The following is a 23,780-nucleotide window of genomic DNA, read 5'->3' as shown; positions in this document are numbered from 1 at the left end:
CCGTCCTTGGCTCATGCCGCCGCCCGCTGCCGTACCCGCGGGTCGAGGAGCGCGTGGCAGAGGTCGACCAGGATGTTGAGGGCGAAGATCGCCAGGGCGGTCAGGAGCACGGCCGCCTGAAGTACCGCGAAGTCGCGCTGCAGCACCGAGTCGATCATGAGCTTGCCGATACCGGGCCAGCCGAAGATCGTCTCGACGACGACCGCCCCGTTGACCAGCCCCACGGCCAGATCGCCCGCGACGGTCAGCGCCGGTGCGGCGGCGTTGCGCAGCGCGTGCCCGAAGACCACCCGGAGTTCGGAGGCCCCCTTGCCACGCGCCACCTTCACATACGGGGCGGACAGCGCCGAGACCATGGCGCCCCGCACCACCTGGACCAGCACGCCGAACGGGCGGATGAACAGCGTGGCCACGGGCAGCACCCACGCCGCCGCGCCGCTCGTGCCGGAGGTGGGCAGCCAGCCCAGGGTGACCGCGAAGACCAGCACGCCCATGATGGCGATCCAGAAGTCGGGGACGCTGGCGGCCGTGGAGGACAGGAAGCTCGCGATCCGGTCGGTCGCCGAGTTCGGGCGGTAGGCAGCCAGACTGCCGATGACCACCGCGCCCACGATGGCGAGCAGCATCGTCCAGCCGGCCAGCTGGAGTGTCGCGGGGAAGGCCCGCAGGACGGCCTCGCCCGCCGGCTGGGCGGTGCGCAGCGACTCGCCGAAGTCGAGGTGGGCGACCTGGGCGAGATAGTCGCCGAACTGGGTGATCAGCGGGTCGTCCAGGCCGTTGCGGGCGGCGAAATCGGCCCGCATCTCGGGCGTCGCGCTCAGCGGCAGATACAGGTTGGCGGGATCCCCCGTGAGGCGGGCCAGGAAGAAGACTCCGAGGACCACCACGAGCAGCGGGACGACACTGGAGACCGCGCGGCGGCGCAGCAAGGTCAGCACGTGATGTCCCCCTCAGTCCGCGCGGCGCATGTCGGCGAGCCGCATCTCGTCGCTGGTGGCCGAGTCGGGCCGGTAGCGGACCTTGGGGGAGAGGGCCAGCAGTCCGGTCATGTTGGCCATGACGGCGTCCCGGACGACCTCGTCGTTCTGGTGGGTGAACGCCTCCGCGAACGCCTGCTGCCGTTTCCCGCCCGAGGCGAGCTGCGCCTCTTCGATCAGCGTGTCGAGCGTGCCGGTGCCGTAGCTGCTCTGGGCGCCCTCACTGCCGTAGATCTGCCCCATCGTGAAGGCGGCGTCGCCCGCCTGGTTGCCGTGCTGGGCCTGGAGCAGAGTGGGGCCGGTGTCGCCGGCGGGGAAGGGGCGCAGCAGGTACTCCAGCCAGGCGTTGACGTCGAGCATCTTGATCCTGACCTTCAGCCCGGCCTTGATCAGACCGTCCTGGACGACCTCCATCGCCTCGGCGGCCTTCGGGTAGATGCCGTTGCGGCCGACGAGGGTGAGGGTGGTGCCGGTGCGGACTCCGTCGGCGCGGGCCTCGGCGACGAGCTTTCGGGCCCGTTCCGGGTCGTACGGCCATGGCTTGATGCCCGGGTCGTAGCCGGTGACGCCCTTCGACACGAGCTGTCCGCTGGGCCGGCCGGCGAAGACCGCGGTGACCAGCCCCTCCCGGTCGATCGCGTAGTTGACGGCCCGCCGGATCCGGATGTCGTCCAGGGGCGGCTTCGTGGCGTCCATGCGCAGGTACGACACCTCGTTGGTGGCGAACTCGACCGCGCGGTCACCGGCCCCGTCCTCGGGCGCGAGCCCGATCGCGACGTCCGCCTCGTTGTTCGTCACCATGGCCGCGCGCACACTGCCCTCGGCGCGCCAGACATAGGTGGCCGCGGCGAACTCGGGAGCCTTGCCCCAGTAGCCGGGGAAGCGTTTCAGCCGCAGGTGACGGCCCTGGTTCCAGTCGTCGATGCGGTAGGGCCCCGTGCCGACCGGCTCGCGCACCCGGGAGTCGGGGTCGGTGCTCGTCGGCACGATCTCGACGAAGGACAGGCGCAGCGGCAGGATCGGGTCGGGCTTCGCCGTGGTGACCCGGAGGGTGGTGTCGTCGACGGCTGTGGCGGTGAGCTCGCTGTCCGCGAAGATGTAGCCGTCGACGTTGCAGTCGATGCCGGAATCCGTGGCGCGCTGGATGGAGAACGCGGCGGCGGCCGCCGTGAAGGGTGTCCCGTCGTGGAAGGTGACACCCCTGCGGAGGGTGAAGGTCCACGAAGTGGCCGCATCCCGGGTCCACTTGGTGGCGAGGGCGGGTTCCAGGCGTCCGGTGGACGGTTCGCGCTCGGTGAGCGCCTCCGTGATGTTGGCCCGTGTGACCCGGCCCGTCGCGGTCAGCGAGGCGTCACAGGGTTCGAGAGTCGGCGGTTCCTCGGGCAGGACGACGCGCAGGGTGTCCGGACCGCCGCCGATCGGGTCGGCACCGGCCACCGAGCAGCCGGAGACGGCGAGCAGGGCGGCGAGGGAGGCGACGATCGGACGACTGCGGATGGTGCATAAACCGGTCACTGCGCCTCCGTGCTCGCTCACGTACACAACAGAGAACGTCGTTTAGATATGTGGACGGCGGATGGATGGTCATTATTGGGGTGGCGAGGCGGAACGCGTCAAGGGGTGTGCGTCGATCCCAACTCGCCCCACCTCTTGACGTGTTGATTGCCGTCCTAAAACATTCGGGAAACTCGATTGGTTCTGCGCGGTTCTGTTCACTCTCGAAGGGAATCCATGTCCAGCAGACATCGCCTCGCCCCGGCCTTGGCGGTCGCCCTCCCTCTCGTCCTCGGCGCGGGACTCGTGACCGTGCCTCCCGCCGCTGCCGCCGAACCGCCCGGCAGCGCGGTCACGGTACGGATCGACCCGTCCTACCGGCAGCAGGAGTTCGAAGGGTGGGGGACGAGCCTCGTCTGGTTCGCCAACATCACGGGCGGCTACCCGGAACCCATCCGCCAGAAGCTCGCCGACATGCTGTTCGGCGAGGACGGCCTCCGCCTCAACATCGCGCGCTACAACATCGGCGGCGGCAACGCGCCCGACGTCCGCAAGGACTACATGAAGACCGGCGCGACGATGGACGGCTTCTGGAAGGCCCCGGCGGGCACCACCAGGGAGGACACCGACTGGTGGAACCCCGACGACCCCGAGCACTGGGACTGGTCCGCCGACCCCGGGCAGCGCTGGTGGGTGGACCGGGTCAAGAACAAGGTCACCAAGTGGGAGGCCTTCAGCAACTCGCCACCCTGGTTCCAGACCGTCAGCGGCTATGTCTCGGGCGGCTTCGACGCCAACACCGACCAGATACGACCCGACCGCGTCGACGACTTCGCCACCTACCTGGTCAAGGTGACGGAGCAACTGGAGAAGAAGCACCGCATCAAGTTCGACACCCTCGCCCCGCTCAACGAGCCCAACACCAACTACTGGGGCACCCAGATCGGCCCCGACGGACAGCCCACCGGCGGCCGCCAGGAGGGCGCCCACGCCGGCCCGGAGCTCCAGCAGAAGGTCGTACTCGCCGTGCGCCGCGCCCTCGACAGGGCGAAGACCCGCGCCACCGTCTCCGCCATGGACGAGACCAACCCGAGCACCTTCGTCCGCAACTGGAACGCCTACGACAGCTCCGCCCGGGCCGCCGTCGACCAGCTCAACGTGCACACCTACGGCACCGGCATGCGCACCAGCGCCCGCGACAGCGCCAAGGCCGCCGACCGGCCGTTCTGGATGAGCGAGGTGGAGGGCACCTGGGGGACCGGCACCGACTTCACGGGCATGGAGCCGGGGCTCGGCATCGCCACCCGGGTCGTCGAGGACATCCGTGAACTGGAGCCGTCCGCCTGGGTGTTGTGGCAGCCCGTGGAGGACTCCATCCCCCAGGCGCAGGCAGGAAAGAACTGGGGCAGCATCCACATCCCGTTCAACTGCACCGCGAAGGACACCCTGGAGACCTGCCCGGTCAAGGCCAACACCAAGTTCCACACCCTGCGCAACTTCACCCACCACATCCGCCCCGGCGACCACTTCGTGAAGGCCGACGACCCCTCCAGTGTCGCCGCCGTGCGCAAGTCCGGCCGCGGAGCGACCGTCGTGCACGTCAACAGCGGAACGGCCCCGCGCGCCGTGACCCTGGACCTCTCGCGCTTCGGGCGCGTCGCACCCGGCGCCAAGGTGACACCCGTGGTGACCAGCGCCGACGGCGCCCTGGTCCGCGGCACACCGGTGAAGGTGAAGGACGATGCCGCCACGCTGACCGTCCCCGCCAAGTCGGTCACGAGCTTCCTCGTCGACGGTGTCTCCGGTACCGACAAGGCCGCCGCGCTCGTCCAGCCCGGCCACGTCTACCGCCTCGAGGGAGCCCAGAGCGGCAAGTCCCTGGCCCCGTCCACCGACGGCGACGGCGTCGTCGTCCGTACGCCCGACCCGGCCGCCAAGTCCCAGCTGTGGTCCGTGAAGCAGCTGACCAGGGGCGACGGCAACCGTGAGCGCTACGCCCTCGTCAACGCCGCCACGGGCACGCGACTGGCCGTGCGCGACAACGAGGCGGTGCTGGAGGAGAGCGACACCCCTGCCGCGCGGTGGATCATGTCGACCACCGGGGACGGCACCTGGACCTTCGTCAACGCAGCCACGGGCCGACTGCTCGACGTCGTCGGTCAGTCGACGGCGGACGGCGCCCGCGTATCGGCCTTCCTCCCGACCTCCAACGCCAACCAGCGGTGGGCCGTCACCGACGAGACCGTGCTCCGCACCGAGCAGGCCAAGGCGTTCACCGTCCCGGGCCGCACACCCGAGCTGCCCCGGACCGTGACACCCGTCTACCGGGACGGTGCCCGGGGATCGCTCCCCGTGCGGTGGACGCTGCCCTCCGAGCCACGGTGGGGCAAGCCCGGAACCGTCCGGGTGAAGGGCAGGGCGACCGACGCGCTCGGCCGGACCGTCCGGGCCGAAGCGGTCGTCACCGTGGACACCATCGCCTCGACGCTCCCGGCCCGCGCCAAGACCTACACCGGCGGACGCCCCGACCTGCCCACCACGGTCACCGGCGTCGGACGGCACGGCGGAACGGCCGACCTCCCGGTCAGCTGGGACCCCGCCCCCGGCGGCGCGTTCGACGACGCCGGGGTGGTGACCCTGCGCGGCACCGCCCAGGTCCCCGGCGCAACGACGGCAGCGGCGGCCGTACGCGTCCAGGTCACCGCACCCCGGGAGACGAACACCGCGCTCGACGAGGGCGTGACGGCCGGCGCGACCTACACCGAGAGCGGCTACTCCGCCGAGGGCCTGCGCAACGGGAACACGTCCGAGAAGGCCTGGTCGAACTGGAGGTCCGGCACGAAGAACCCGTCCGACACCATCACCTTCACCCTGCCCGAGGCGCGCGATCTGACCCGGGTCGTCACCCACTTCCACCGCGACGGCGGCAACCTCAGCTTCGCGCAGTCCCTCAAGGTGCAGGTGCGTGGAGCCGACGGCACCTGGACCGACGCGAGCGACGAGGTCCCGGTGGGCACCGAGGGCACACCTGTCGTCGACGTCCCGGTGCGCGCCACCGGCCCGGTGACCGGGGTACGCGTGGCCCTGACGGCACGTCCGGGCGGCTACATCACCCTCGGGGAGATCGAGCTGCGCGCCAAGGCGCCGGGGACCTCCTCGGACGCCGGGGCCGCCTCGATCGAGGTCGACGGTGTGCCGGTCGGCGGCTTCGACCCGGACCGGACGAGCTACCGCGTGACCTCCGACCGCCCGGACCGGGCGAAGATCACCGCCACGTCCCGCGACCCGTACGCGACCGTGACCGTCCGCAAGGAGGCATCACGCGAAGCCGTGGTGACCGTGAGCAGCGAGGACGGCTCGCGGACACGGGAGTACAGGGTCGAGCTCGCCCGCTCCTGACGCGTGAGAGCGCGGGGCCCGCACGCCCCGCGCTCTCACCGGACCGCCGGGGTCAGACCGCCGGAGCCGGGTACGTCGGGTACTCCACGCCGGACACGTGCTGCACGACACGGATGACCTGGCACGAGTAGCCGAACTCGTTGTCGTACCAGAGGTAGAGGATCGCGTTGTCGCCCTCGACCTTGGTGGCGCCGGCGTCGACGATCGAGGCGTGGCGCGAGCCGATGAAGTCGCTGGAGACCGCGTCCGGGGCGCTGATGAAGTCGATCTGGCGCTTCAGCGGCGAGGTCAGCGAGACGTCACGGAGGTAGTCGAGCACCTCCTCGCGGGTGGTCTCCCGCGCGAGCTGCAGATTGAGGATCGCGATGGAGACGTCCGGCACCGGCACCCGGATGGAGCTGCCGGTGATCTTCGCCTTCAGCTCGGGCAGCGCCTTGGAGACGGCGGAGGCCGCACCGGTCTCGGTGATGACCATGTTGAGCGGCGCGCTGCGGCCCCGGCGCTCGGACTTGTGGTAGTTGTCCAGCAGGTTCTGGTCGTTGGTGAACGAGTGGACGGTCTCCACATGGCCCCGCTGGACCCCGAACTCGTCGTCCATCGCCTTCAGCGGCGGCACCAGCGCGTTCGTGGTGCACGAAGCGCAGGACAGGATCTGCTCGTCCGGCTTGATCGTGTCGTGGTTGACGCCGTGGACGATGTTCGGGACGTCGCCCTTGCCGGGGGCGGTCAGCACGACCTTGTCGATCCCGGGACGCAGGTGCTCGGACAGGCCCTCGCGGTCGCGCCACTTGCCGGTGTTGTCGATGAGGATGGCGTCCTTGATGCCGTACGCCGTGTAGTCGACCTCGGAGGGGTCGTTCGCGTAGATGACCTTGATCTCGTTGCCGTTGGCGACGATGGTGCTGTTCGCCTCGTCGACGGTGATCGTGCCCTGGAACTGGCCGTGGATCGAGTCGCGGCGCAGCAGCGAGGCCCGCTTGACGAGATCCTCGTCGGCCCGCCCGCCCCCACCCCGGACGACGATGGCCCGCAGCCGCAGACCGTTGCCCGAGCCGGACTTCTCGATGAGCAGCCGGGCCACGAGGCGGCCGATGCGGCCGAAGCCGTAGAGGACGACGTCACGCCCCTCGCGGCGCTCGATCTTGTTGGCCCCGGTGGCACCGGCGACGGCCTCGGCGGTGAACTCCGCGATCGACAGACCGCGGTCGTCCTCGCGGTACGTCGCGGCGAGCATGCCGATGTCGATCTGCGACGGCCCGAGGTCGAGCTCGGCCAGCGTCTTGAGGAACGGCAGCGTCTCGGTGACGGAGAGCTCCGCGCCGGCGATCTGCCGGGCGAACCGGTGGGTCTTGAGGAGGCTGACCACCGACTTGTTCACCAGGGAGCGGCTGTGCAGCAGGATCGTCACGTCCCGCTCCCGGTGCAGCTTCCCGATGATCGGGATCATCGACTCCGCGATCTCCTCGCGGTTCTTCCAGTTGGTGAACGAGTCGTCGTTGACAGTCACAGATCCATCTTTCGAGCTAGGCGGCGCTCATATGTTAAACCGTCGATTTCCCGATCATGAACGGGGTGCCTCCGGAACCTCCCGCGAGCCCCGGACGGTGGGGCCTGAGACGATCGAAACGGAGCTTCCACGCGAAAGGGACGCTCATGGAGTTCGACGTCGTGGCCGACGAGCTGTACGCCCTGCGGCCGGAGGAGTTCACCGCTGCCCGCGCCTCGGCCGTCGCAGCCGCCCGTACCGCCGGTGACCGGGACCTCGCCGAGCGGATCGGCGCGTTGCGCAAGCCCAGTCTCGCGGCCTGGGTCGGCAACCTTCTGGTCCGCGGCCTCCCCGGCGAGGTCGAACCCCTGCTCCGCCTGGGGGAGGGGCTGCGGCAGGCCCACCACGACCTGGACGGCACCCAGCTGCGCGAGCTGAGCCGGCAGCAGCACGCGGTCGTCCGCGCCCTGTCCGCTCAGGCCCGGCAGCTTGCCGCTGAGGCCGGCCATCCGATCGGCGACGGCACGCAGCGCGAGGTCGAGAACACCCTGCACGCCGTCCTGGCCGACCCCGAGGCAGCCCAGGCCTGGGCGAGCGGCCGGCTGGTCAAGCCGCTGAGTGCCGCCGTCGGCTTTCCGGCCGTCGCGGACAGCGCCGTCACGGAGAGCACCAAGGGGCGGAGCCGCCCACCCGCCGCTGCCGCCCCTTCCCGCCCGGACCGGAAGACCGACGGGCAGCAGCGGAAACGAGTGGCCCAGGCTCGACGGGACGCCGAGGCCGCCGAGCGTGAGCTACGAGCGCTGCGGGACGAGGCGGCGGCCGCCGGCCGGGCTGCGGAAGAGGCGAAACAGCAGGTGGACCGCCTTCAGCGGCGCGTGGGAGAACTCACCGACGAACTGGACCGCATCAGGGGCGAGCACGAACAGGCCCGCTTCGCCCAACGGGCGGCCCGGGAGCAGGCGCGCGCAGCGGACCGCCGCGTCCGCGAAGCGGATCGCAAAGCAGCGTCGGCCGCCGCCCAGCTCGAACGCCTGACCTCGGCGAACACCTGACAGACGGCCGTGCTCAGTCGGACACCTGGACCGCATCGGACCGCACGCCGATGCGGGGACGGTTCTCGGCGAGCCGGGCCCACATCCACTCCTCCTCACCTTCGAACCCGCCACGGACGCGGCTGGCACCCGCCGACGGCACCCCAGGACACAATCACTGTGACGGAGTTCACAAACCTGCGATGAGGCCCGCCACGCAAGGCCTCACCAGGATGACACCAAAATTGAACCGTTCGTTTTCTTGAACCGCTCGTGTTTGTGCCGTTAGGTTGTCCGGCATGACCGCATCCCGGAACCCGACCACCGCCGAAGAGCTTCGCGGTGCCGGCCTGCGGGTGACGGCCGCCCGCGTCGCGCTGCTCGAGACCGTGCGGGACGGTGACCACCTCGGCGCCGAGGCCATCGCCTCCGGGGTCCGTGGCCGTGTGGGCCACATCTCCGTCCAAGCCGTGTACGAGGGACTGCACGCACTCACCGGGGCAGGGCTCATACGCCGCCTCGACCCGCCGAACAGCCCGGCCCTCTACGAGGGACGGGTCGGCGACAACCATCACCACCTCGTCTGCCGTTCGTGCGGGGCCGTCGCCGACGTCGACTGCGCGGTCGGCCACGCTCCCTGTCTTACCGCGTCCGACGACCGTGGCTTCGCTGTCGACGAGGCCGAGGTCATCTACTGGGGCCTGTGCCCCGCCTGTTCCACCGCACGCAGTTCCTGAGCAATGTGATCCACCCGAGCACTGTGATCCACCCCGTCCGGAAGGATTTCCATGACTGAGAACCACGACGCGATCGTCACCGACTCCAAGTCGGAGGAGACGGGAGGCGGCTGCCCGGTCGCGCACGGCCGCGCCCTGCACCCGACCCAGGGTGGTGGCAACCGCCAGTGGTGGCCCGAGCGGCTCAACCTGAAGATCCTTGCCAAGAACCCCGAGGTGGCCAACCCTCTCGGTGGGGACTTCGATTACGCCGAGGCCTTCAAGAACCTCGACCTCGACGCCGTCAAACAGGACATCGCCGAGGTACTGACCACCTCGCAGGACTGGTGGCCGGCCGACTTCGGCAACTACGGCCCGCTGATGATCCGTATGGCCTGGCACAGCGCCGGCACCTACCGCATCAGTGACGGCCGCGGCGGCGCCGGCGCCGGCCAGCAGCGCTTCGCCCCGCTCAACAGCTGGCCGGACAACGGCAACCTGGACAAGGCCCGCCGTCTGCTGTGGCCAGTCAAGAAGAAGTACGGCCAGTCCATCTCCTGGGCCGACCTCCTGATCCTCACCGGCAACGTCGCCCTGGAGCAGATGGGCTTCGAGACCTTCGGCTTCGCCGGTGGCCGCGCCGACGTCTGGGAGGCCGAGGAGGACGTCTACTGGGGTCCCGAGACCACCTGGCTCGACGACAAGCGCTACACCGGCGACCGCGAACTGGAGAACCCGCTCGGCGCGGTCCAGATGGGCCTCATCTACGTCAACCCGGAAGGCCCGAACGGCAACCCGGACCCGATCGCCGCTGCCCGCGACATCCGTGAGACGTTCGGCCGCATGGCGATGAACGACGAGGAGACCGTCGCCCTCATCGCCGGTGGCCACACCTTCGGCAAGACCCACGGCGCCGGCCCCGCCGACAACGTCGGCGCCGACCCCGAGGCCGCCTCCATGGCGGAGCAGGGCCTGGGCTGGAAGAGCACCTACGGCACGGGCAAGGGCGGGGACGCCATCACCTCCGGCCTTGAGGTCACCTGGACCACCACGCCCACCCAGTGGAGCAACGGCTTCTTCAAGAACCTCTTCGAGTTCGAGTACGAGCTCGAGCAGAGCCCGGCCGGCGCCAACCAGTGGGTCGCCAAGGACGCCCCGGAGATCGTCCCGGACGCGCACGACTCGTCGAAGCAGCACCGCCCGAAGATGCTCACCACCGACCTGTCGCTGCGCTTCGACCCGATCTACGAGCCCATCTCCCGCCGGTTCTACGAGAACCCGCAGGAGTTCGCGGACGCCTTCGCCCGCGCCTGGTTCAAGCTGACCCACCGTGACATGGGCCCGAAGTCCCTGTACCTCGGCCCGGAGGTCCCGGAGGAGACGCTGATCTGGCAGGACCCGCTGCCCGAGGCCGAGGGCGAGACCATCGGCGCCGAGGACATCGAGACCCTCAAGACCAAGCTTCTCGAGTCGGGCCTGTCCGTCTCGCAGCTGGTGTCCACCGCCTGGGCCTCGGCCTCCACCTTCCGCGGCAGCGACAAGCGCGGCGGTGCCAACGGCGCCCGCATCCGCCTGCAGCCGCAGCGCGGCTGGGAGGTCAACGAGCCCGACGAGCTCGCCCAGGTCCTGCGCGTCCTGGAAGGCATCCAGGAGGAGTTCAACTCCGGCGCGAAGAAGGTCTCCCTGGCCGACCTGATCGTCCTCGGTGGCTCCGCCGCCGTAGAGAAGGCCGCCAAGGAAGCCGGCTTCCAGGTGCAGGTCCCCTTCGCCGCGGGCCGTGTGGACGCGACGGAGGAGCACACCGACGCCGAGTCCTTCGAGGCGCTCGAGCCGACCGCCGACGGGTTCCGCAACTACCACGGCAAGGGCAACCGCCTCCCGGCCGAGTTCCTGCTGCTGGACCGGGCGAACCTGCTCACCCTGAGCGCCCCCGAGACGACCGTCCTGGTCGGCGGCCTGCGTGTCCTGGGCGCCAACCACCAGCAGTCCCCGCTCGGCGCCTTCACCAAGACGCCCGGCTCGCTGACCAACGACTTCTTCGTCAACCTGCTCGACCTGGGCACCGAGTGGAAGTCGACGTCCGAGGACCAGACCACGTTCGAGGGCCGCGACGCCGCCACCGGCGAGGTCAAGTGGGCCGGCAGCCGCGCCGACCTGGTCTTCGGCTCGAACTCCGAGCTGCGCGCGCTCGCCGAGGTCTACGCGAGCGACGACGCGAAGGAGAAGTTCGTGAACGACTTCGTCGCCGCGTGGGTCAAGGTCATGAACCTGGACCGGTTCGACCTGGTCTGATCACCCCCGCCTGAACAGGACGCTCCCGGGCCGACCCGGGAGCGTCCTGCGTTTTCCCTGAGAGACCGTCAAAGACCGTTCAAGGTAAGAACATCACTTACCCAACTCTCACCATGAAACGGCAAGAAAGGCGGCCGGGCGCACATCCGGGCATACGTTCTGGTCGTGAACACAGATTCCGCTGCCCACAGAGGCGCCGGCCGTGAACCGCACCCCTTCGCCGGTCCACGGCCGACCACCGGCGGCACCGTCCGCCGCACTCTCCTGCGCACCGCGCTGACCGGGGCCGCGGCCCTCGGCGCGGGCCTCGGCGCCGCCCGGCCGGCCACCGCCGCCCCCACGCGAGGCCCAAGGCCCGGCACCCCGGCCGAAGCCCTGGAAGAGCTGGCAGCGGGCAACCGTCGCTGGCGCGCCTACCGCGAACGCCACCCCCACGAAACCCCGGCGATCCGGCGCACGTTGGTCACCGCCCAGCACCCCTTCGCGGTCGTGCTCGGCTGTATCGACTCCCGCGTCCCCCCGGAGCTGGTCTTCGACCAGGGACTGGGTGACCTGATGACCGTCCGCACGGCCGGTGAGGTCCTGGACGAGGCCGTGCTCGGCAGCGTCGCCTACGGCGTTCTGGAACTCGGCATACCCCTGGTCGTCGTGCTCGGGCACCAGTCGTGCGGCGCGGTGCGTGCCGCTGTCGAGGCCGAGCGGTCCGGGAGCCACCTGCCCGCGCACATCCAGTACCTGGCCGACCAGATAAGTCCGGCCATAGACCACAGCAAGGAAGGCGACGCCCGCGTCGACGCGACCGTCGACGCCAACATCAGGCTCGTACGCTCCAAGCTGGAAGCGGAGCCCGACCTCGCCGCCAGGATCACCACCGGCAAGCTGGCGATCGTGGGCGCCCGCTACGAACTGACCGACCAGACCGTCCACCGCGTCCGTTGAGAAGCTGCCCGGTCCGCCGCCGCACGCGTCGGCGGACCGGGCAGCCCTGTCACGCCCGCAGCGGATTGCAGCGCGCCGCCGCCATCAGATACCAGGCGGTCGCCCCCGTGTGCCGGTACGGGTAGTAGCCGAAGCCGAACCCGGTGTCCAGCGGACTGCTCGCGGACACCACCCCACCGCGCTCGGGAAGCGCCCTGCCGCCGACGGTCTGACCGCCGCCCAGCAGATCCTGGGCCTGCTCGATCGAGGCGATCAGCCGCCGGGCGCGTGCCTCGTCACCACGGTTCTGCCGGTCCCGCAGGGCGAGCGCGAGGTGAGCCGTCCCCTCGAACCACACCCCGTTGCGGTCGGGCCTGGGCTGGCCCTCGGCGATCGGCGCGTCCTCGTTCGCCACCAGGCTCGCCGAGCTGAAGGTGACCCCCTCGTACGACTGCCCCGCGGGCACCGTGCTGTTCGGGCGCCCGGCATGGTCCCGAACGGCGAGCTCGGCCGCGGCCCAGTCCAGCGAACGCGCGTACCCACGGCCGGCGGAGCCGAGCGCGAGCTGGGTCCAGGTCTGTGTGTCCTCCGGAATCGGGGACGTGTTGACGGTCACGCCGTCGTTGGTGCCGGTGTAGAAGAAGCCCCCGGACGGCTCCCACATCCTCCGCACGAACGCCTCGGCCCGCCCGCGCCGCGCCTGCCACACCCGGTCCCCGGTGAGCCGGCCGAGACGGCCGAAGAGACACACCAGGTCCGTGTTGTGCTCGGTGGAGGTGAACGGCAGCTTCTGGTTCGCCCCGTCCACCCCGAACTTGTAGCCGCCGAGCGGCTCGTCGGTCCGGCCAGTGCGCTCGATCCACTCGCCGATGCGTACCGCACCGGCGAGGAAGCGGCGTGCCTCGGTGCGGCGGGCCAGTGCGCTCAGCGCGATCCCCGCCCAGGCCATGTCGCCCACCGCCGTGCCGGTGAAGCCGAACTGCGTGCCTACGTTGGCGGTGCCGTCCGCCCGTACGAAGCCGTCCGGCTGCCGCGAGCCGTCGTAGAAGGTGTACGGCCCGACGTTGTAGGCCTGCCGGAGCCTGCCGTCGTCGTACGCCGGGTCGTGCGACTGGGCGTAGAGCAGGGCGTCGCCCAGCGCCGTGGCCCTGGTGAGACCGTCAGCGGTCCGGGCCGCGAGATGGGCCAGGATCGCCAGCGCGTTGTCGTAGGTGAACGCGGTGCTGAACAGGCCGGCCTGGTCGGTGTAGCTCTGGGTCAGGCGGATGCCGCCGTGGTCGGGATAGGCGTCCATGGCCGCGGCGAGGAAGGCCCGCCCCCGAGCCGGGGCCGATCCCCGGCCTGCGACGGCCGAACCGGCCGCCATGGCCTGCCCGGAGCCGGCCGCGGCAAGCCCCACGGCACTGACGCCGAGTCCGGCACCGATGAGCGAACGCCGGCTGAGGGCCGGGCCTTGTCTGCCAGTCATGAATCTCCCTTGAGAGCGCTCTCAGAACTGGACGCTCATTCTGCTGACGCCCTGAGGAGGGGTCAACGCCCCGGCAGGAAAGGAGAGTTCCAAGTGAAGACGAACAGCGGGTGGATCACTCGCACATGATCTCGTCACGCGGCGTGTAGTGCGTGCGGTACGGCTCCCGCTTCACTTCCCGGCCGTCGCTGTAGAAGACCCGCTCCACGGTGACGTCGAACCCCTCGAGCGGCGTCTGCGGCACGCACTCCTTGTCCTTGCTCACCTTCTTCGACGGCTTCTTCACCTCGGTGCGCGGCCCCTTGACCGACTTGATCTCGTCGTACTTGCGGGTGCCGAGGAAGGAGACGGTCACGGACGTGTCCGTGGACTCGGCCTGGATGTAGATCGCCTTGCCGGAGTCGTTGGCGAACCTCAGGTCCAGGCTGCCCCAGGCGACCGTGGCCTCGCGGCCCTCCGGGTAACGCTCGATGTAGAAGGAGTGCGCGCCGTGCTCCACGGGCTTGACCCCGGCGAAGAACAGCGCGTTGTACATGGTCGTCGCGACGGCCGAGACGCCGCCGCCGGCCGCCTTGGTGAACTTGTCGTCGAGGATGATGATGCCCTCGACGAAGCCGTTCGCCTCGGTGCGCTCGCCGACGGTCCGGTTGAAGCTCCACGTCTCGTCCGGCCTGACGACGGAACCGTTGATGAGTTCCACCGCCCGGCCGATGTTCTTCGTGCGGTACTCGGCCGGTTCGAAGTGGACGGTGAAGGAGGACATCTTCTCCGTCAGCCCCAGCTCCGGGGCGTTCTCCCGGGTCACCTCCGGCTGGGTCTCGCGTACGGCAACCTCGCCGTCGCGGTCGGCGCCCGAGCGCGTGAGCAGCGGCAGCACCGCCTTGCCCAGCGCCTTGTCGGTGACCTCCCGGCCGACCCTGGCGTCCTCGGCGACCACGACCTTGTCGCCGTCCGGCCTCAGCCTGGCGTTCTCGGCGGTGGCGGTGACGTCGTCCAGCGGGCCGGCCACCGCGGGGTCGGTGCGCAGCCCCTTGGCGTCGAGCTCCGGTCTCAGCCTGCCGCCGCCGTCCGGCCGCATGGTCACATGCGCGCCCAGCACGTCCTGGCCGATCGTGAACCGCTTGTCGCCCGCGGTGAGCGTGACAGGCGCCGACACGGCCGGCTCGGCGAACGTACGCACCGCCCGCCGCACCTCGTCGGCCGTGACCTTCGGCCGGGTCTCACGGGCCGGCAGCGACGTGACCGCGTCGGCGTCCCCACGCAGGAAGGAGTCGCGCAGGGGACCGACCGCGGCATTCACGTCCAGCGCGTACCCCGTGCGCGGCGCGACCTCCTCGACCCGCCCGCCGTCGAAGGAGACGGCACCGTCACGTACCTTCTGGTCGAGCCCCTTCGCCAGCCGCCCGAGGGCCGCCCGGGCCTTGTCCTCGTCGAGACGTACGACCGGCTCGATCACGCCGCCGGAACGGAAGAACCCGCCGAACACGCTGAAGGGATCGGCACCGGTGCGTGCCGCCCGGTCGACGGTCTCCCGGACGTCGAAGGAGAGCCCGGCGCGCCGCGGATCGACCGAGCCCGTGCGCTCCCCGACCTTCACCGGCACTTCCCGCGCGCCGTCCGCGTCCAGCCGCCGCTCCAGCTTCCGCACCGCCTCCGCACGGCTCAGCCCTCCGATCTCCACCCCGCGCACGGTCGTGCCGGTGTCGATCTCCCCGCCCGTGAGCATCAGCCCGGCCAGATACAGACCGCCCACCCCCACGGCCAGCGCGCCGCCGGCCAGGGCGAAGGGCGGGAGGGACGTGATGCGCGGAACGGAGGATATGCGGGGGCGCATGGGTCTCCTGAAGATCGATACGAGGGTGCACCCGATGACGCGACACTGCTGCGGGCAAACACGTCAAGCTATCCACAACCGGGCGGCAAACCGGTATGGCCCAGACCACTTATGTCCGAGATCACGTCGGAACCGGCGGGAAAGCCCACCCCGCGCCCCACGGCCACAGAGTGGTAACGACGAACAACGCTCCGGTCGTAGACGCGGTCTAGGCCACCATGAAGATCTCTTTCCTGATCCACAACGCCTACGGAATCGGAGGCACGATCACCACCACGTTCAACCTGGCCGGGGCACTCGCCGAGCGGCACGACGTCGAGATCGTCTCCGCGTTACGCCACCGCGAGCACCCCAACCTCACCCCGCACCCCCGGGTGCGGCTGCGCTCCCTGGTGGACCTGCGCAAGGAAGCGGACGATCCGCTGCACCGGAGACCGGCGCGGATGTACCCGCCCGCCGAGTACCGCCACCACCAGTACAGCGAGCTGACCGATCAGCGGATCGGCGAGCACCTCGAGTCGCTCGACGCCGACGTCGTCATCGGCACCCGCCCGGGCCTCAACGTGCACATCGCCCGCCAGGCCCCGCAGCACGTCCTGCGCGTCGGCCAGGAGCACCTCACCCTGGACAACCACTCGCCGCGGCTGCGCACCGCGCTGCGCCGTGCCTATCGGAGCCTCGACGTCGTCACCACCGTCACGGAAGCGGACGCCGCCGCCTACCGGCGCAAGATGTGGCTGCCCGGCGTCCATGTGGAAGCCCTCCCGAACAGCGTCCCCGACCCCGCGCTGCCTCCCGCCGACGGCACCGCCAAGATCGTGATCGCCGCCGGCCGGCTGGTGCGGGTGAAGCGCTACGACCTCCTCATCGAGGCGTTCGCCCAGGTCGCCGCCGCACACCCGGACTGGCAGCTGCGCATCTACGGCAAGGGCGAGGAGCAGCCCGCCCTGCGGCAGCTCATCGAACGCCTCGGCCTGTGGAACAACGTGTTCCTGATGGGGGCCGCCACCCCCATGGAGGCCGAATGGACCAAGGCCTCGATCGCCGCGGCCACGTCCGACTTCGAGCCGTTCGGCATGACGATCGTCGAGGCGATGCGCTGCGGACTGCCCGTCGTCAGCACCGACTGCCCCTACGGCCCCGGCGAGATCATCAAGGACGGAGCCGACGGCCGGCTGGTGCCGGTCGGAGATCCTGACGCCCTCGCCTCGGCCCTGCTGGAACTCGTCGGCGACGACGAGCGACGCCGCCGCATGGGCCGCACCGCCCTGGAGAACGCCCACCGCTTCGCCCCGGGCCCCGTCGTCGCACAGGCCGAACGCATCATCGACGAGGCCATGACGGCCAAGAAGACAAGCAGGCCGGCCGCCGGGCAGCACCGTCGTACGGACAGTCCGCTGGCCGCTGGCGGCCACGCCGCCCGCGACCTCGCCCACACCGCCGCCGCCGGCGCCCTGCGCGCGATACGGAAGGGACAACGATGAGCAAGCACCAGGACACCTCCCCGCGCACCGACTGCGCCATCGACACGGACGGCCGGATCACCTTCCGCCTCCCCACGACCTCGGCCGCCCGCCCCCGACTGCTCCTGGCGCTGCGCCCCAAGAAGGGCCGGCCCGAGACGACCCGCCACCACCTCGAACTGGAACCCGACCCGGCCGACGGCAAGTGGCACGCCGTGCTGGAACCGCACCAGGCCCTCGACGAAGGCCGCTGGGACCTCCATCTGCTGCCGGAACCGGGAGCCGAACGACAGCGGCTGCGCCCCGGCCTGCGGGATCTGCGCGCCCTCGTCGACGGACACCTCCGCGACCGCCCCTCGCCCGTCGCCGTCCGGATCCCCTACGTCACGAAGGACGGCTTCCTCGCCCTGCGGGCCTGGCTGCGCACGGCCCACGCCGAGGCCCGCACCCTCGACATCACCGACCGCGCCGTCACGGTCGAGGCCCGCCTGCACGGCGCCCGGCTCCACGAGGACGCCACCGTACGGCTGCGCCTGCGCGGCAGCGACACCGTACGGAGCCTGCGCCCCCGGATCCACGAGGACGGCAGGGGCTTCTCCTTCACCGCAGACCGGAAGGACCTGGCGGTCGACGGTGGGGGAGCCGGCCGGTTCTGGGACGCCTTCGTCCGGCCCACCGCCGACGCGCGTCCGATCAGGATCGGCAGGCTCCTCGACGACGTGGCGGACCGCAAGCACGTGTACGTCTACCCGGCCGTCACCGTGGACGGAACCGCCGCGCGTCCTTACTACACCGTCGACAACGACCTCGCGATCGAGATGACCTGAGCCGAATACCGACATGCCCGAAATGAAAATCCATGGAGTTTCGGGTGGTTATTTCGTCAAAGCGCCGCGACAGGCATGTGTGGGTTTTGTGTAAAGCGGCGGCAAAAAGGTCAGGTGCCAGTTCTCAACAGCCGCAAAAGGGAAGGGGACTTGCGGCAATAACCAAACTCAAGTACCTAGATGAATCATGAACCTGTTCAACCGCGTCGTGTCGTCCCGCCGGCAGGCGCCGCCCCTCCCCCCACAGCGTCCGGCCGGCGCACCGGCATCCCCCACTGCCGTGCTGCCGGACCCCCACCTGACGAACCTCACCGGTGAATGGGTCGTCGACCCCGCGCACAGCAGGATCGGCTTCTCCGTCCGGCACGCCATGGTGACCACCGTGCGCGGCTGTTTCCTGGAGTACGAAAGCCGGCTCTACTTCGACGCGCACGACCCGGCCCGTTCGCGCGCCGACATCACCCTGTTCACCTCCAGCGTCGACACCGGGGTGGAACAACGCGACGCCCATCTGGTCGGCCGTGACTTCCTGGACGCCGCGACCTATCCGCGTATGCGCTTCACCAGCACCGCGGTGGAACACGTGGGCAGTGACCTTTACCGCATGTCGGGTGAGCTCACCATCAAAGGCGTCTCCCGTCCCGTCGTGCTGGACATGACCTATATCGGCTACGTCAGCGACCCCTTCGGCTACGACCGCGTCGGCTTCGACGGCACCACCACCATCAACCGCTCGGACTGGGGCCTGACGTACAACAGCAGGCTGGCCGAGGGAGGTGCGATGGTGAGCGAGAAGGTGCGCCTGCAGCTCGACATCGCCGCCATCCGCATGGCCCCGTCGGTCGGCTGACGACTCCGGGCGGCCGTACGGCTCACGACACGGCGTCGGCCCCGGCCACGACCCGGAACACGGCCGGGCCGAGCGTGAGGACCCCGTCGCTCAGCGGCACGCACCGCACACCGCCCCGCCCCCGCAGGGCACGCTGGGCGCCGGGTCCGATCGTCACGTCCATCCAGGCGCAGGGCCGGGCGGCCCGGCGCACGGCGAACTCCACCGGCCCGCTTCCGCAGTCGAGGGAGATCGTCGTACCGATGCAGGAGTCGATGTCGATGCCTCTGAGCAGGATGTTCCGGCGCGTGTGCCGCAGGTCGACGTCCTCCGGGAGGCTCTCCGAGGCCATGATGGTCACCGACGCGTTCCGGTGGGCGGGTCGGGCGTAGTAGCGGTCACCGACCAGTCCCAGACCGCGGCGTACCTCCGCCCGGGGGACCCGCTCGTCCGACGGGCCGGGGGAGGGCCCGTCCGACGGCCGTCCGGACAGCCGGTGCGCGGGCGACACCAGCAGCTGCAGCACCTCCACCTCGGTCATGACGCCCACCCTACGTTCGGGTGACCGCTCCCGGGCTCGCGTCCGCCGGCCGGCAGAGGCGCACGGTGCCCCGGCCCGTCACCCGTCCTGTCCGCGCCCGAGCCCGCCCTGGTCCGGCGGGCCCCGGCCGTCCGCCGACTCGCCCGCGGTGAGGTGCTCCAGGACCTCGACCAGTTCCTGGCAGGCGCGCTCCACGGAACGCCGGGTGTTGATCTGCTCGGTGATCACGGCCGACAGGATGAGCGCCGTCAGGGCCATCGCCCCGTTGAAGGCCTGCAGCTTGAGCATCACCTCCACGCGGCTGAGCCCGTCGAAGGGCCCGACCCGGTCGGTCGCCGCCACCGTGACCATGATCGAGGCGAAGAGGGCGCACAGCATGCTGCCCGCCAGCTGGAATCGCAGAGCCGCCCAGATCAGCAGGGGGTAGACGAGGAACAGCAGACTGAGCCAGCTGTGCGCGGCCAGCGGAACGACACAGCAGGCGATCAGCGCCAGGCCCGAGGCCTCCTTCCAGCGCGTCAGGCGCAGGGGCGGGCGGATGCGGGCCAGCAGGAGCAGCACCGGGGTGATGATCAGAACCCCCATCGCGTCACCCACCCACCAGGCCAGCCACACGGCCCAGAAGCTCGGCCAGTCGAGCTTGCCCGTGGCGATCAGCATGCCGGCGCCCACGGTCGAGCTGATCAGCATGGCGGTGAACGCCCCGAGGAACACCAGGGCGAGACCGTCGCGCAGCCGCGCGAGATCGGTCCGGAACCCGGCTCGGCGCAGCAGCAGATACCCGACGACGGGCGCCACCGTGTTGCCCGCCAGGACGCCGAGCGAGGACGGGGTGAGGGAGGTGATGGACACGATGACCAAGAAGGCGCCCAGGGCGATCCCCGGCCAGCAGCGCAGCCCGAAGAGCAGCAGGAAAGCGACCGAGACGCCGGTGGGGGGCCAGATGGGTGTGACGACCGCGCCCTCGACGACCAGTTCCCGCAGCAGGCCCAGCTTCCCCGACACGTAATAGCAGGCGGCGACGGCCAGCGTCTGCAGAGCGAGGACGACCGGCGTACGCAGATCCTGGCTACCCACCACAGCAGCCATCAGACACCGAGGTCGCCGCGTCGGCGAGGTGAGAGCGGGGCCCTGCGGCCCTATGGCTGAGCGTTCGGCCCGTCGAGGCCGACCACCAGGACGGCGGCGTCGTCGTCGTGCCCCACCCGCTCCGCACCCTTGATCACGGCCGCCGCCAGCGCGTCCACGTCCATGCCCGCCACCGCCGCGATGCCGGTGAGCCGCGTCACCGTGTCCAGCCCCTCCTCGAGCGGCATCGACGGCCCCTCCACGACACCGTCCGTGAGCAGGACGAACACCCCGCCTGTGGTGAGCTCGTACCGGGTCACCGGATACCGCGTCCCCCTCTGGACGCCGAGAGGCGGACCGCCCTCGTCCGCGGTGAGGCCGGACTTCCCGTCGGCCGTGGCCCAGATACAGGGCAGATGTCCCGCCCGCGCGCTCTCCAGCACCCCGGCGCACGGATCGAGCCGCATGAAGGTGCAGGTGGCGAACAGGTCCGAGCCGAGGGACAGCAGCAGATCGTTGGTCCGGGCCAGGACCTCGCCCGGCTCGCTGGTGACGGAGGCCAGGGCCCGCAGCCCGGCCCGCACCTGCCCCATGAAGGCGGCCGCCTCGATGTTGTGGCCCTGGACGTCACCGATGGACAGGCCGATCCGGCCGTCGCTCAGCGTGAAGGCGTCGTACCAGTCGCCGCCCACATTGAGGCCCTGGGTCGCGGGCGCGTACCGCACGGCCAGATGCAGCCGCCGGGCGACGGGCAGATCCCGCGGGAGCATGTCGCTCTGCAGCGCGAGGGCCAGCTCGACCCGGGAGCGCTGCATCTCGGCCTGCGCTCGTGCCTGGGCGGTCAGATCCCCGAGCCTGGTCAGCAGCTCGTCGCCGTCGTCCGTGGTGCCGGTGCGGGACATTGATCACTCCGGCGAGGGTGGTCACGGTCGGTGACAGCCCTCAGTGGCAAATCATTAGAAATACGTCCATAGGATGATACTCAGTCGAGGGCTCCGACCACGAGTCGCGCTCCCCGCTCTCCCTCACCGCGCCGACCGGACCACCCCGGAGTCCGCACGCCGGCCGACCGCCGCCAGGACGAAGGTCACGCTGATCAGCAACGCCCAGGCGCCGAACTTCCCCACCCCCACGGGCTCCCACCCGTGCTCCTGATACGGATAGCGCCACGCGCCGACCAGGGTGGCCAGATTCTCCGCCACCCACAGAAAGAACCCGATCAGGACGAACGACACGGCCAGCGGCATCCGCCGGCGCACGCCCCGCACCGTGAAGCGCACCGACGTCCCCGTCGTGACGGCCACGAGCAGCCCGGCCAGCAGCCACCGCACGTCGGGCAGCCAGTGATGACTGAAGAAGTTGACGTAGACGGCCGCCGCCACCGCAGCGGTCGCACGCGGCCGATAGCGCACGATCTCCAGGTCGAACAGATGCCAGGCGCGGCAGATATAGCTGCCGACAGCCGCGTAGAGAAACCCTCCGTACAGCGGGACACCGGCGAACTTCAGCACAGCCGGCTCCGGGTAGCTCCAGGAGCCGAGCGACACCTTCACCAGCTCGAAGGCCAGACCGATGACATGGCAGACCGCGATGACGGCGACGTCCCGCCCGTTCTCCCAGCCGCGCACCCAGAACACCAGCGTGAGCAGCACGCCGTAGACCACCAGCAAGTCGTAGCGCGCCACAGGGAGGTCGGGCAGCAGCGTGGACACGGCCACGCCGCACAGCAGGGCGATGGCGAACGCGCAGGCCCGCGTCTGTGTCCACGCGAAGTCGAGCAGCTGACGCACCGGAGCGGCCCAGGGGCCGGCGAAGCCTGAAGGGATCATGGTGCCCTCTAGGACGACACCGCACGCCGACCGGTTGCGGCGAACCTCCCCACTCGCCACTCCTGCGGCGAGAAGCCGAAGATCCGCTTTACGGTGTCCTGGTGCGATCTGTTCCGAAATGGGTCCTGCTGTCGTCCGGCTGCGCACCGGTCGTGCTGATCATGGGCTGGGCGGTGTCGGCATCCCTGCAAGGCCCCTCCTACGATCCCGCCGCCCAGACGATCAGCGTCCTCGCGGCTCCCGGCGGCTCTAGCTACTGGGTGATGACGGCCGCCTTCATCGCCCTGGGCATCTGCCACCTGCTCACCGCGTGGGGACTGCGCCCGGCCGCGCCCGCGGGACGCGCGGCCCTGGCGGTCGGCGGAGTGTCGGCCTTGGCGGTGGCCCTGTTTCCGGCGCCGAGCAGCGGCGGCTCCCTCTCTCACGGTTCGGTCGCCGTCGTCGGCTTCGTCGTCCTCGCGGCCTGGCCCGTCCTGGCCGCCAGAAAGGGCGACGCCGTGCCATGGGCCCTGAGGCCCTTTCCCTCCCTGGGGGCGACCGCCGTGATGGCGCTGGGCGCGGCATGGTTCCTGGCCGAACTCCACCAGCAGGGCGCCCCTGGCGCGGTGGAACGCGCGGTGACGACGATCCAGTCGGTCTGGCCTTTCGCGGTCGTCCTGTCCTGCTTCTCCATCCCTCGGTCCGCACATGACGAGTACCGAGGCTGACCTCTCAGCCCCGCACCTTTCGGTACGCGGCTTCCGGCACGTATGTGGGCAGCGAGGGTGCGGCCGTCGGGACTGAGCGCGAGCGCGGCCGCCGACTCACGCTCCCCGCCGTTCAGCACCATCAGGCGAAGGCCGGCCGGCCCTCAGCGGGAAGCCAGTCCCCGCTCCTGGGCCGCCGCTCCGAAGTAGTCGCCACCCTTGCGCTTGACGTCGTCGGTGCCCCAGGCCTGCTCGCCGTCGGCGGCGGAACCGTCCGCTCTGGTGGTGTTCTGCCGGAGCGGCACTTTGACCAGCCTCGGTATGTGCTTCGAGCAGTGGATGTACGCCTCCTCGACCTCCACCTCCACCCACACATGGGGACGGCGGCCGGGTACCGGATCGACCGGCAGGTCCGGATACCTCTGGCGCATCGTGTCGTCGGTGACCAGCCGCGCGCTGCCGTTGACATGCAGGCCGATACGGTCCCGGGAGAAGTCGATCATCAGCAGGCCGACATGCGGGTTCTCCCGGATGTTGCCGAGCGAGGCCATGACACCGTTCCCGCGGTACTCCGGGTATGCCAGGGCCCTTTCGTCGAGCACCTGGAGAAATCCGGGCGGGCCGGCCCGGAAGGTGCTGTCGCACTCGCCGTGGCGGTCCGCGGTCGCGAGGAAGAACATCTCCTGGCGGGCCACGAACTCCTGCATACGTGGGTTGAGCCGGTCCAGCACCTGCTCGTCGTAGAACCGGTCGGCGCGGTCGACGGTGCCCAACTCACGTTGGATCTGGTGCTCGCCCCGACTTCCGGGCCGGTCTGCCCGCTCATCGTGGTGCAACGGTCCTCCTGACGGGGATCTCGGTGTTCACCTAGGCGCAGGTGACTGATTCAGTCACCTGGCAGGCCGAAAAGCACCACCGGCCA

General features: G+C 70.4%; 19 protein-coding genes. 9 read left to right on the top strand and 10 right to left on the bottom strand.

Going from position 1 to position 23,780, the window contains the following annotated elements; all coding sequences use genetic code 11:
- Positions 1 to 11 precede the first annotated feature (11 nt).
- Together ACZ6I3_RS19925 and ACZ6I3_RS19920 are read right to left on the bottom strand one after the other, a co-directional pair.
- Complete coding sequence (locus ACZ6I3_RS19925) at positions 12 to 938, bottom strand: ABC transporter permease (protein WP_469416100.1); 927 nt, start codon at positions 936 to 938, stop codon at positions 12 to 14.
- Between the two features lie 12 nt (positions 939 to 950).
- On the bottom strand, positions 951 to 2,492 hold the full coding sequence (locus tag ACZ6I3_RS19920; protein WP_469416098.1) for an ABC transporter substrate-binding protein: 1,542 nt from the start codon (positions 2,490 to 2,492) through the stop codon (positions 951 to 953).
- Between the two features lie 216 nt (positions 2,493 to 2,708).
- Between ACZ6I3_RS19920 and ACZ6I3_RS19915 the strand changes: the two genes are divergently transcribed.
- Positions 2,709 to 5,870, top strand: a complete 3,162-nt coding sequence (locus ACZ6I3_RS19915) for an RICIN domain-containing protein (protein ID WP_469416097.1) — start codon at positions 2,709 to 2,711, stop codon at positions 5,868 to 5,870.
- Positions 5,871 to 5,922: 52 nt separating this feature from the next.
- Here the strand turns inward: ACZ6I3_RS19915 and ACZ6I3_RS19910 are convergent, their stop codons facing one another.
- The gene (locus ACZ6I3_RS19910) at positions 5,923 to 7,377 is read right to left on the bottom strand and encodes a glyceraldehyde-3-phosphate dehydrogenase (RefSeq protein ID WP_469416095.1); all 1,455 of its coding nucleotides are present in this window, start codon (positions 7,375 to 7,377) and stop codon (positions 5,923 to 5,925) included.
- Positions 7,378 to 7,523: 146 nt separating this feature from the next.
- On the opposite strand from ACZ6I3_RS19910, the gene ACZ6I3_RS19905 reads away from it, so the two are divergent.
- The 4 genes from ACZ6I3_RS19905 to ACZ6I3_RS19890 all read left to right on the top strand — a co-directional run bounded on the left by ACZ6I3_RS19905 (position 7,524) and on the right by ACZ6I3_RS19890 (position 12,334).
- Entirely contained in the window at positions 7,524 to 8,408 is an 885-nt protein-coding gene (locus ACZ6I3_RS19905) for a hypothetical protein (protein WP_469416094.1), read from the top strand.
- Positions 8,409 to 8,686: 278 nt separating this feature from the next.
- The gene (locus ACZ6I3_RS19900) at positions 8,687 to 9,124 is read left to right on the top strand and encodes a Fur family transcriptional regulator (protein ID WP_469416093.1); all 438 of its coding nucleotides are present in this window, start codon (positions 8,687 to 8,689) and stop codon (positions 9,122 to 9,124) included.
- Between the two features lie 51 nt (positions 9,125 to 9,175).
- Entirely contained in the window at positions 9,176 to 11,395 is a 2,220-nt protein-coding gene (katG, locus tag ACZ6I3_RS19895; RefSeq protein ID WP_469416091.1) for a catalase/peroxidase HPI, read from the top strand.
- Between the two features lie 165 nt (positions 11,396 to 11,560).
- Positions 11,561 to 12,334 carry a carbonic anhydrase gene (locus tag ACZ6I3_RS19890; protein WP_469416090.1) on the top strand — a complete coding sequence of 258 codons (774 nt, stop codon included), beginning with the start codon at positions 11,561 to 11,563 and terminating at the stop codon, positions 12,332 to 12,334.
- Between the two features lie 49 nt (positions 12,335 to 12,383).
- Here the strand turns inward: ACZ6I3_RS19890 and ACZ6I3_RS19885 are convergent, their stop codons facing one another.
- Entirely contained in the window at positions 12,384 to 13,781 is a 1,398-nt protein-coding gene (locus ACZ6I3_RS19885; protein ID WP_469416088.1) for a Tat pathway signal sequence domain protein, read from the bottom strand.
- Between the two features lie 115 nt (positions 13,782 to 13,896).
- Entirely contained in the window at positions 13,897 to 15,615 is a 1,719-nt protein-coding gene (locus ACZ6I3_RS19880) for a VanW family protein (protein WP_469416087.1), read from the bottom strand.
- Positions 15,616 to 15,833: 218 nt separating this feature from the next.
- On the opposite strand from ACZ6I3_RS19880, the gene ACZ6I3_RS19875 reads away from it, so the two are divergent.
- The 3 genes from ACZ6I3_RS19875 to ACZ6I3_RS19865 all read left to right on the top strand — a co-directional run bounded on the left by ACZ6I3_RS19875 (position 15,834) and on the right by ACZ6I3_RS19865 (position 18,755).
- Entirely contained in the window at positions 15,834 to 17,099 is a 1,266-nt protein-coding gene (locus ACZ6I3_RS19875) for a glycosyltransferase family 4 protein (protein ID WP_469416085.1), read from the top strand.
- Positions 17,096 to 17,905 carry a transferase gene (locus ACZ6I3_RS19870; protein ID WP_469416084.1) on the top strand — a complete coding sequence of 270 codons (810 nt, stop codon included), beginning with the start codon at positions 17,096 to 17,098 and terminating at the stop codon, positions 17,903 to 17,905. The genes ACZ6I3_RS19875 and ACZ6I3_RS19870 overlap by 4 nt, the downstream gene beginning before the upstream one ends.
- Positions 17,906 to 18,092: 187 nt before the next feature.
- Positions 18,093 to 18,755, top strand: coding sequence for a YceI family protein (locus tag ACZ6I3_RS19865; protein ID WP_469416083.1), 663 nt, complete (start codon positions 18,093 to 18,095; stop codon positions 18,753 to 18,755).
- A 22-nt stretch (positions 18,756 to 18,777) separates the two neighbouring features.
- Here the strand turns inward: ACZ6I3_RS19865 and ACZ6I3_RS19860 are convergent, their stop codons facing one another.
- The 4 genes from ACZ6I3_RS19860 to ACZ6I3_RS19845 form a co-directional block, all read right to left on the bottom strand.
- Positions 18,778 to 19,275: a molybdenum cofactor biosysynthesis protein gene (locus tag ACZ6I3_RS19860; RefSeq protein WP_469416082.1), complete on the bottom strand. Its 498-nt coding sequence runs from the start codon at positions 19,273 to 19,275 to the stop codon at positions 18,778 to 18,780.
- A 78-nt stretch (positions 19,276 to 19,353) separates the two neighbouring features.
- Positions 19,354 to 20,355, bottom strand: coding sequence for an MASE1 domain-containing protein (locus ACZ6I3_RS19855; protein WP_469416080.1), 1,002 nt, complete (start codon positions 20,353 to 20,355; stop codon positions 19,354 to 19,356).
- A 59-nt stretch (positions 20,356 to 20,414) separates the two neighbouring features.
- A complete protein-coding gene (locus tag ACZ6I3_RS19850) occupies positions 20,415 to 21,245 on the bottom strand; it encodes a PP2C family protein-serine/threonine phosphatase (protein WP_469416079.1) in 831 nt (276 codons plus the stop codon).
- A 123-nt stretch (positions 21,246 to 21,368) separates the two neighbouring features.
- Positions 21,369 to 22,172, bottom strand: a complete 804-nt coding sequence (locus tag ACZ6I3_RS19845; protein WP_469416077.1) for a DUF817 domain-containing protein — start codon at positions 22,170 to 22,172, stop codon at positions 21,369 to 21,371.
- A 101-nt stretch (positions 22,173 to 22,273) separates the two neighbouring features.
- Between ACZ6I3_RS19845 and ACZ6I3_RS19840 the strand changes: the two genes are divergently transcribed.
- On the top strand, positions 22,274 to 22,879 hold the full coding sequence (locus tag ACZ6I3_RS19840; RefSeq protein WP_469416075.1) for a DUF998 domain-containing protein: 606 nt from the start codon (positions 22,274 to 22,276) through the stop codon (positions 22,877 to 22,879).
- Between the two features lie 143 nt (positions 22,880 to 23,022).
- Here the strand turns inward: ACZ6I3_RS19840 and ACZ6I3_RS19835 are convergent, their stop codons facing one another.
- A complete protein-coding gene (locus tag ACZ6I3_RS19835) occupies positions 23,023 to 23,631 on the bottom strand; it encodes a pyridoxamine 5'-phosphate oxidase family protein (protein ID WP_469416073.1) in 609 nt (202 codons plus the stop codon).
- Positions 23,632 to 23,780 lie beyond the last annotated feature (149 nt).

This window comes from Streptomyces sp. NPDC041940, from assembly GCF_055589465.1.
The sequence above is the reverse complement of the archived record's forward strand: the minus strand, read 5'-3'. Positions and strand labels throughout refer to the sequence as shown.

Coding starts and splice junctions, on each gene's coding strand:
- ACZ6I3_RS19915 (WP_469416097.1), top strand. CDS start 2,709: ATGTCCAGCAGACATCGCCTCGCCCCGGCCTTGGCGGTCGCCCTCCCT.
- ACZ6I3_RS19905 (WP_469416094.1), top strand. CDS start 7,524: ATGGAGTTCGACGTCGTGGCCGACGAGCTGTACGCCCTGCGGCCGGAG.
- ACZ6I3_RS19900 (WP_469416093.1), top strand. CDS start 8,687: ATGACCGCATCCCGGAACCCGACCACCGCCGAAGAGCTTCGCGGTGCC.
- katG (WP_469416091.1), top strand. CDS start 9,176: ATGACTGAGAACCACGACGCGATCGTCACCGACTCCAAGTCGGAGGAG.
- ACZ6I3_RS19885 (WP_469416088.1), bottom strand. CDS start 13,781: ATGACTGGCAGACAAGGCCCGGCCCTCAGCCGGCGTTCGCTCATCGGT.
- ACZ6I3_RS19880 (WP_469416087.1), bottom strand. CDS start 15,615: ATGCGCCCCCGCATATCCTCCGTTCCGCGCATCACGTCCCTCCCGCCC.
- ACZ6I3_RS19875 (WP_469416085.1), top strand. CDS start 15,834: ATGAAGATCTCTTTCCTGATCCACAACGCCTACGGAATCGGAGGCACG.
- ACZ6I3_RS19870 (WP_469416084.1), top strand. CDS start 17,096: ATGAGCAAGCACCAGGACACCTCCCCGCGCACCGACTGCGCCATCGAC.
- ACZ6I3_RS19865 (WP_469416083.1), top strand. CDS start 18,093: ATGAACCTGTTCAACCGCGTCGTGTCGTCCCGCCGGCAGGCGCCGCCC.
- ACZ6I3_RS19860 (WP_469416082.1), bottom strand. CDS start 19,275: ATGACCGAGGTGGAGGTGCTGCAGCTGCTGGTGTCGCCCGCGCACCGG.
- ACZ6I3_RS19850 (WP_469416079.1), bottom strand. CDS start 21,245: ATGTCCCGCACCGGCACCACGGACGACGGCGACGAGCTGCTGACCAGG.
- ACZ6I3_RS19845 (WP_469416077.1), bottom strand. CDS start 22,172: ATGATCCCTTCAGGCTTCGCCGGCCCCTGGGCCGCTCCGGTGCGTCAG.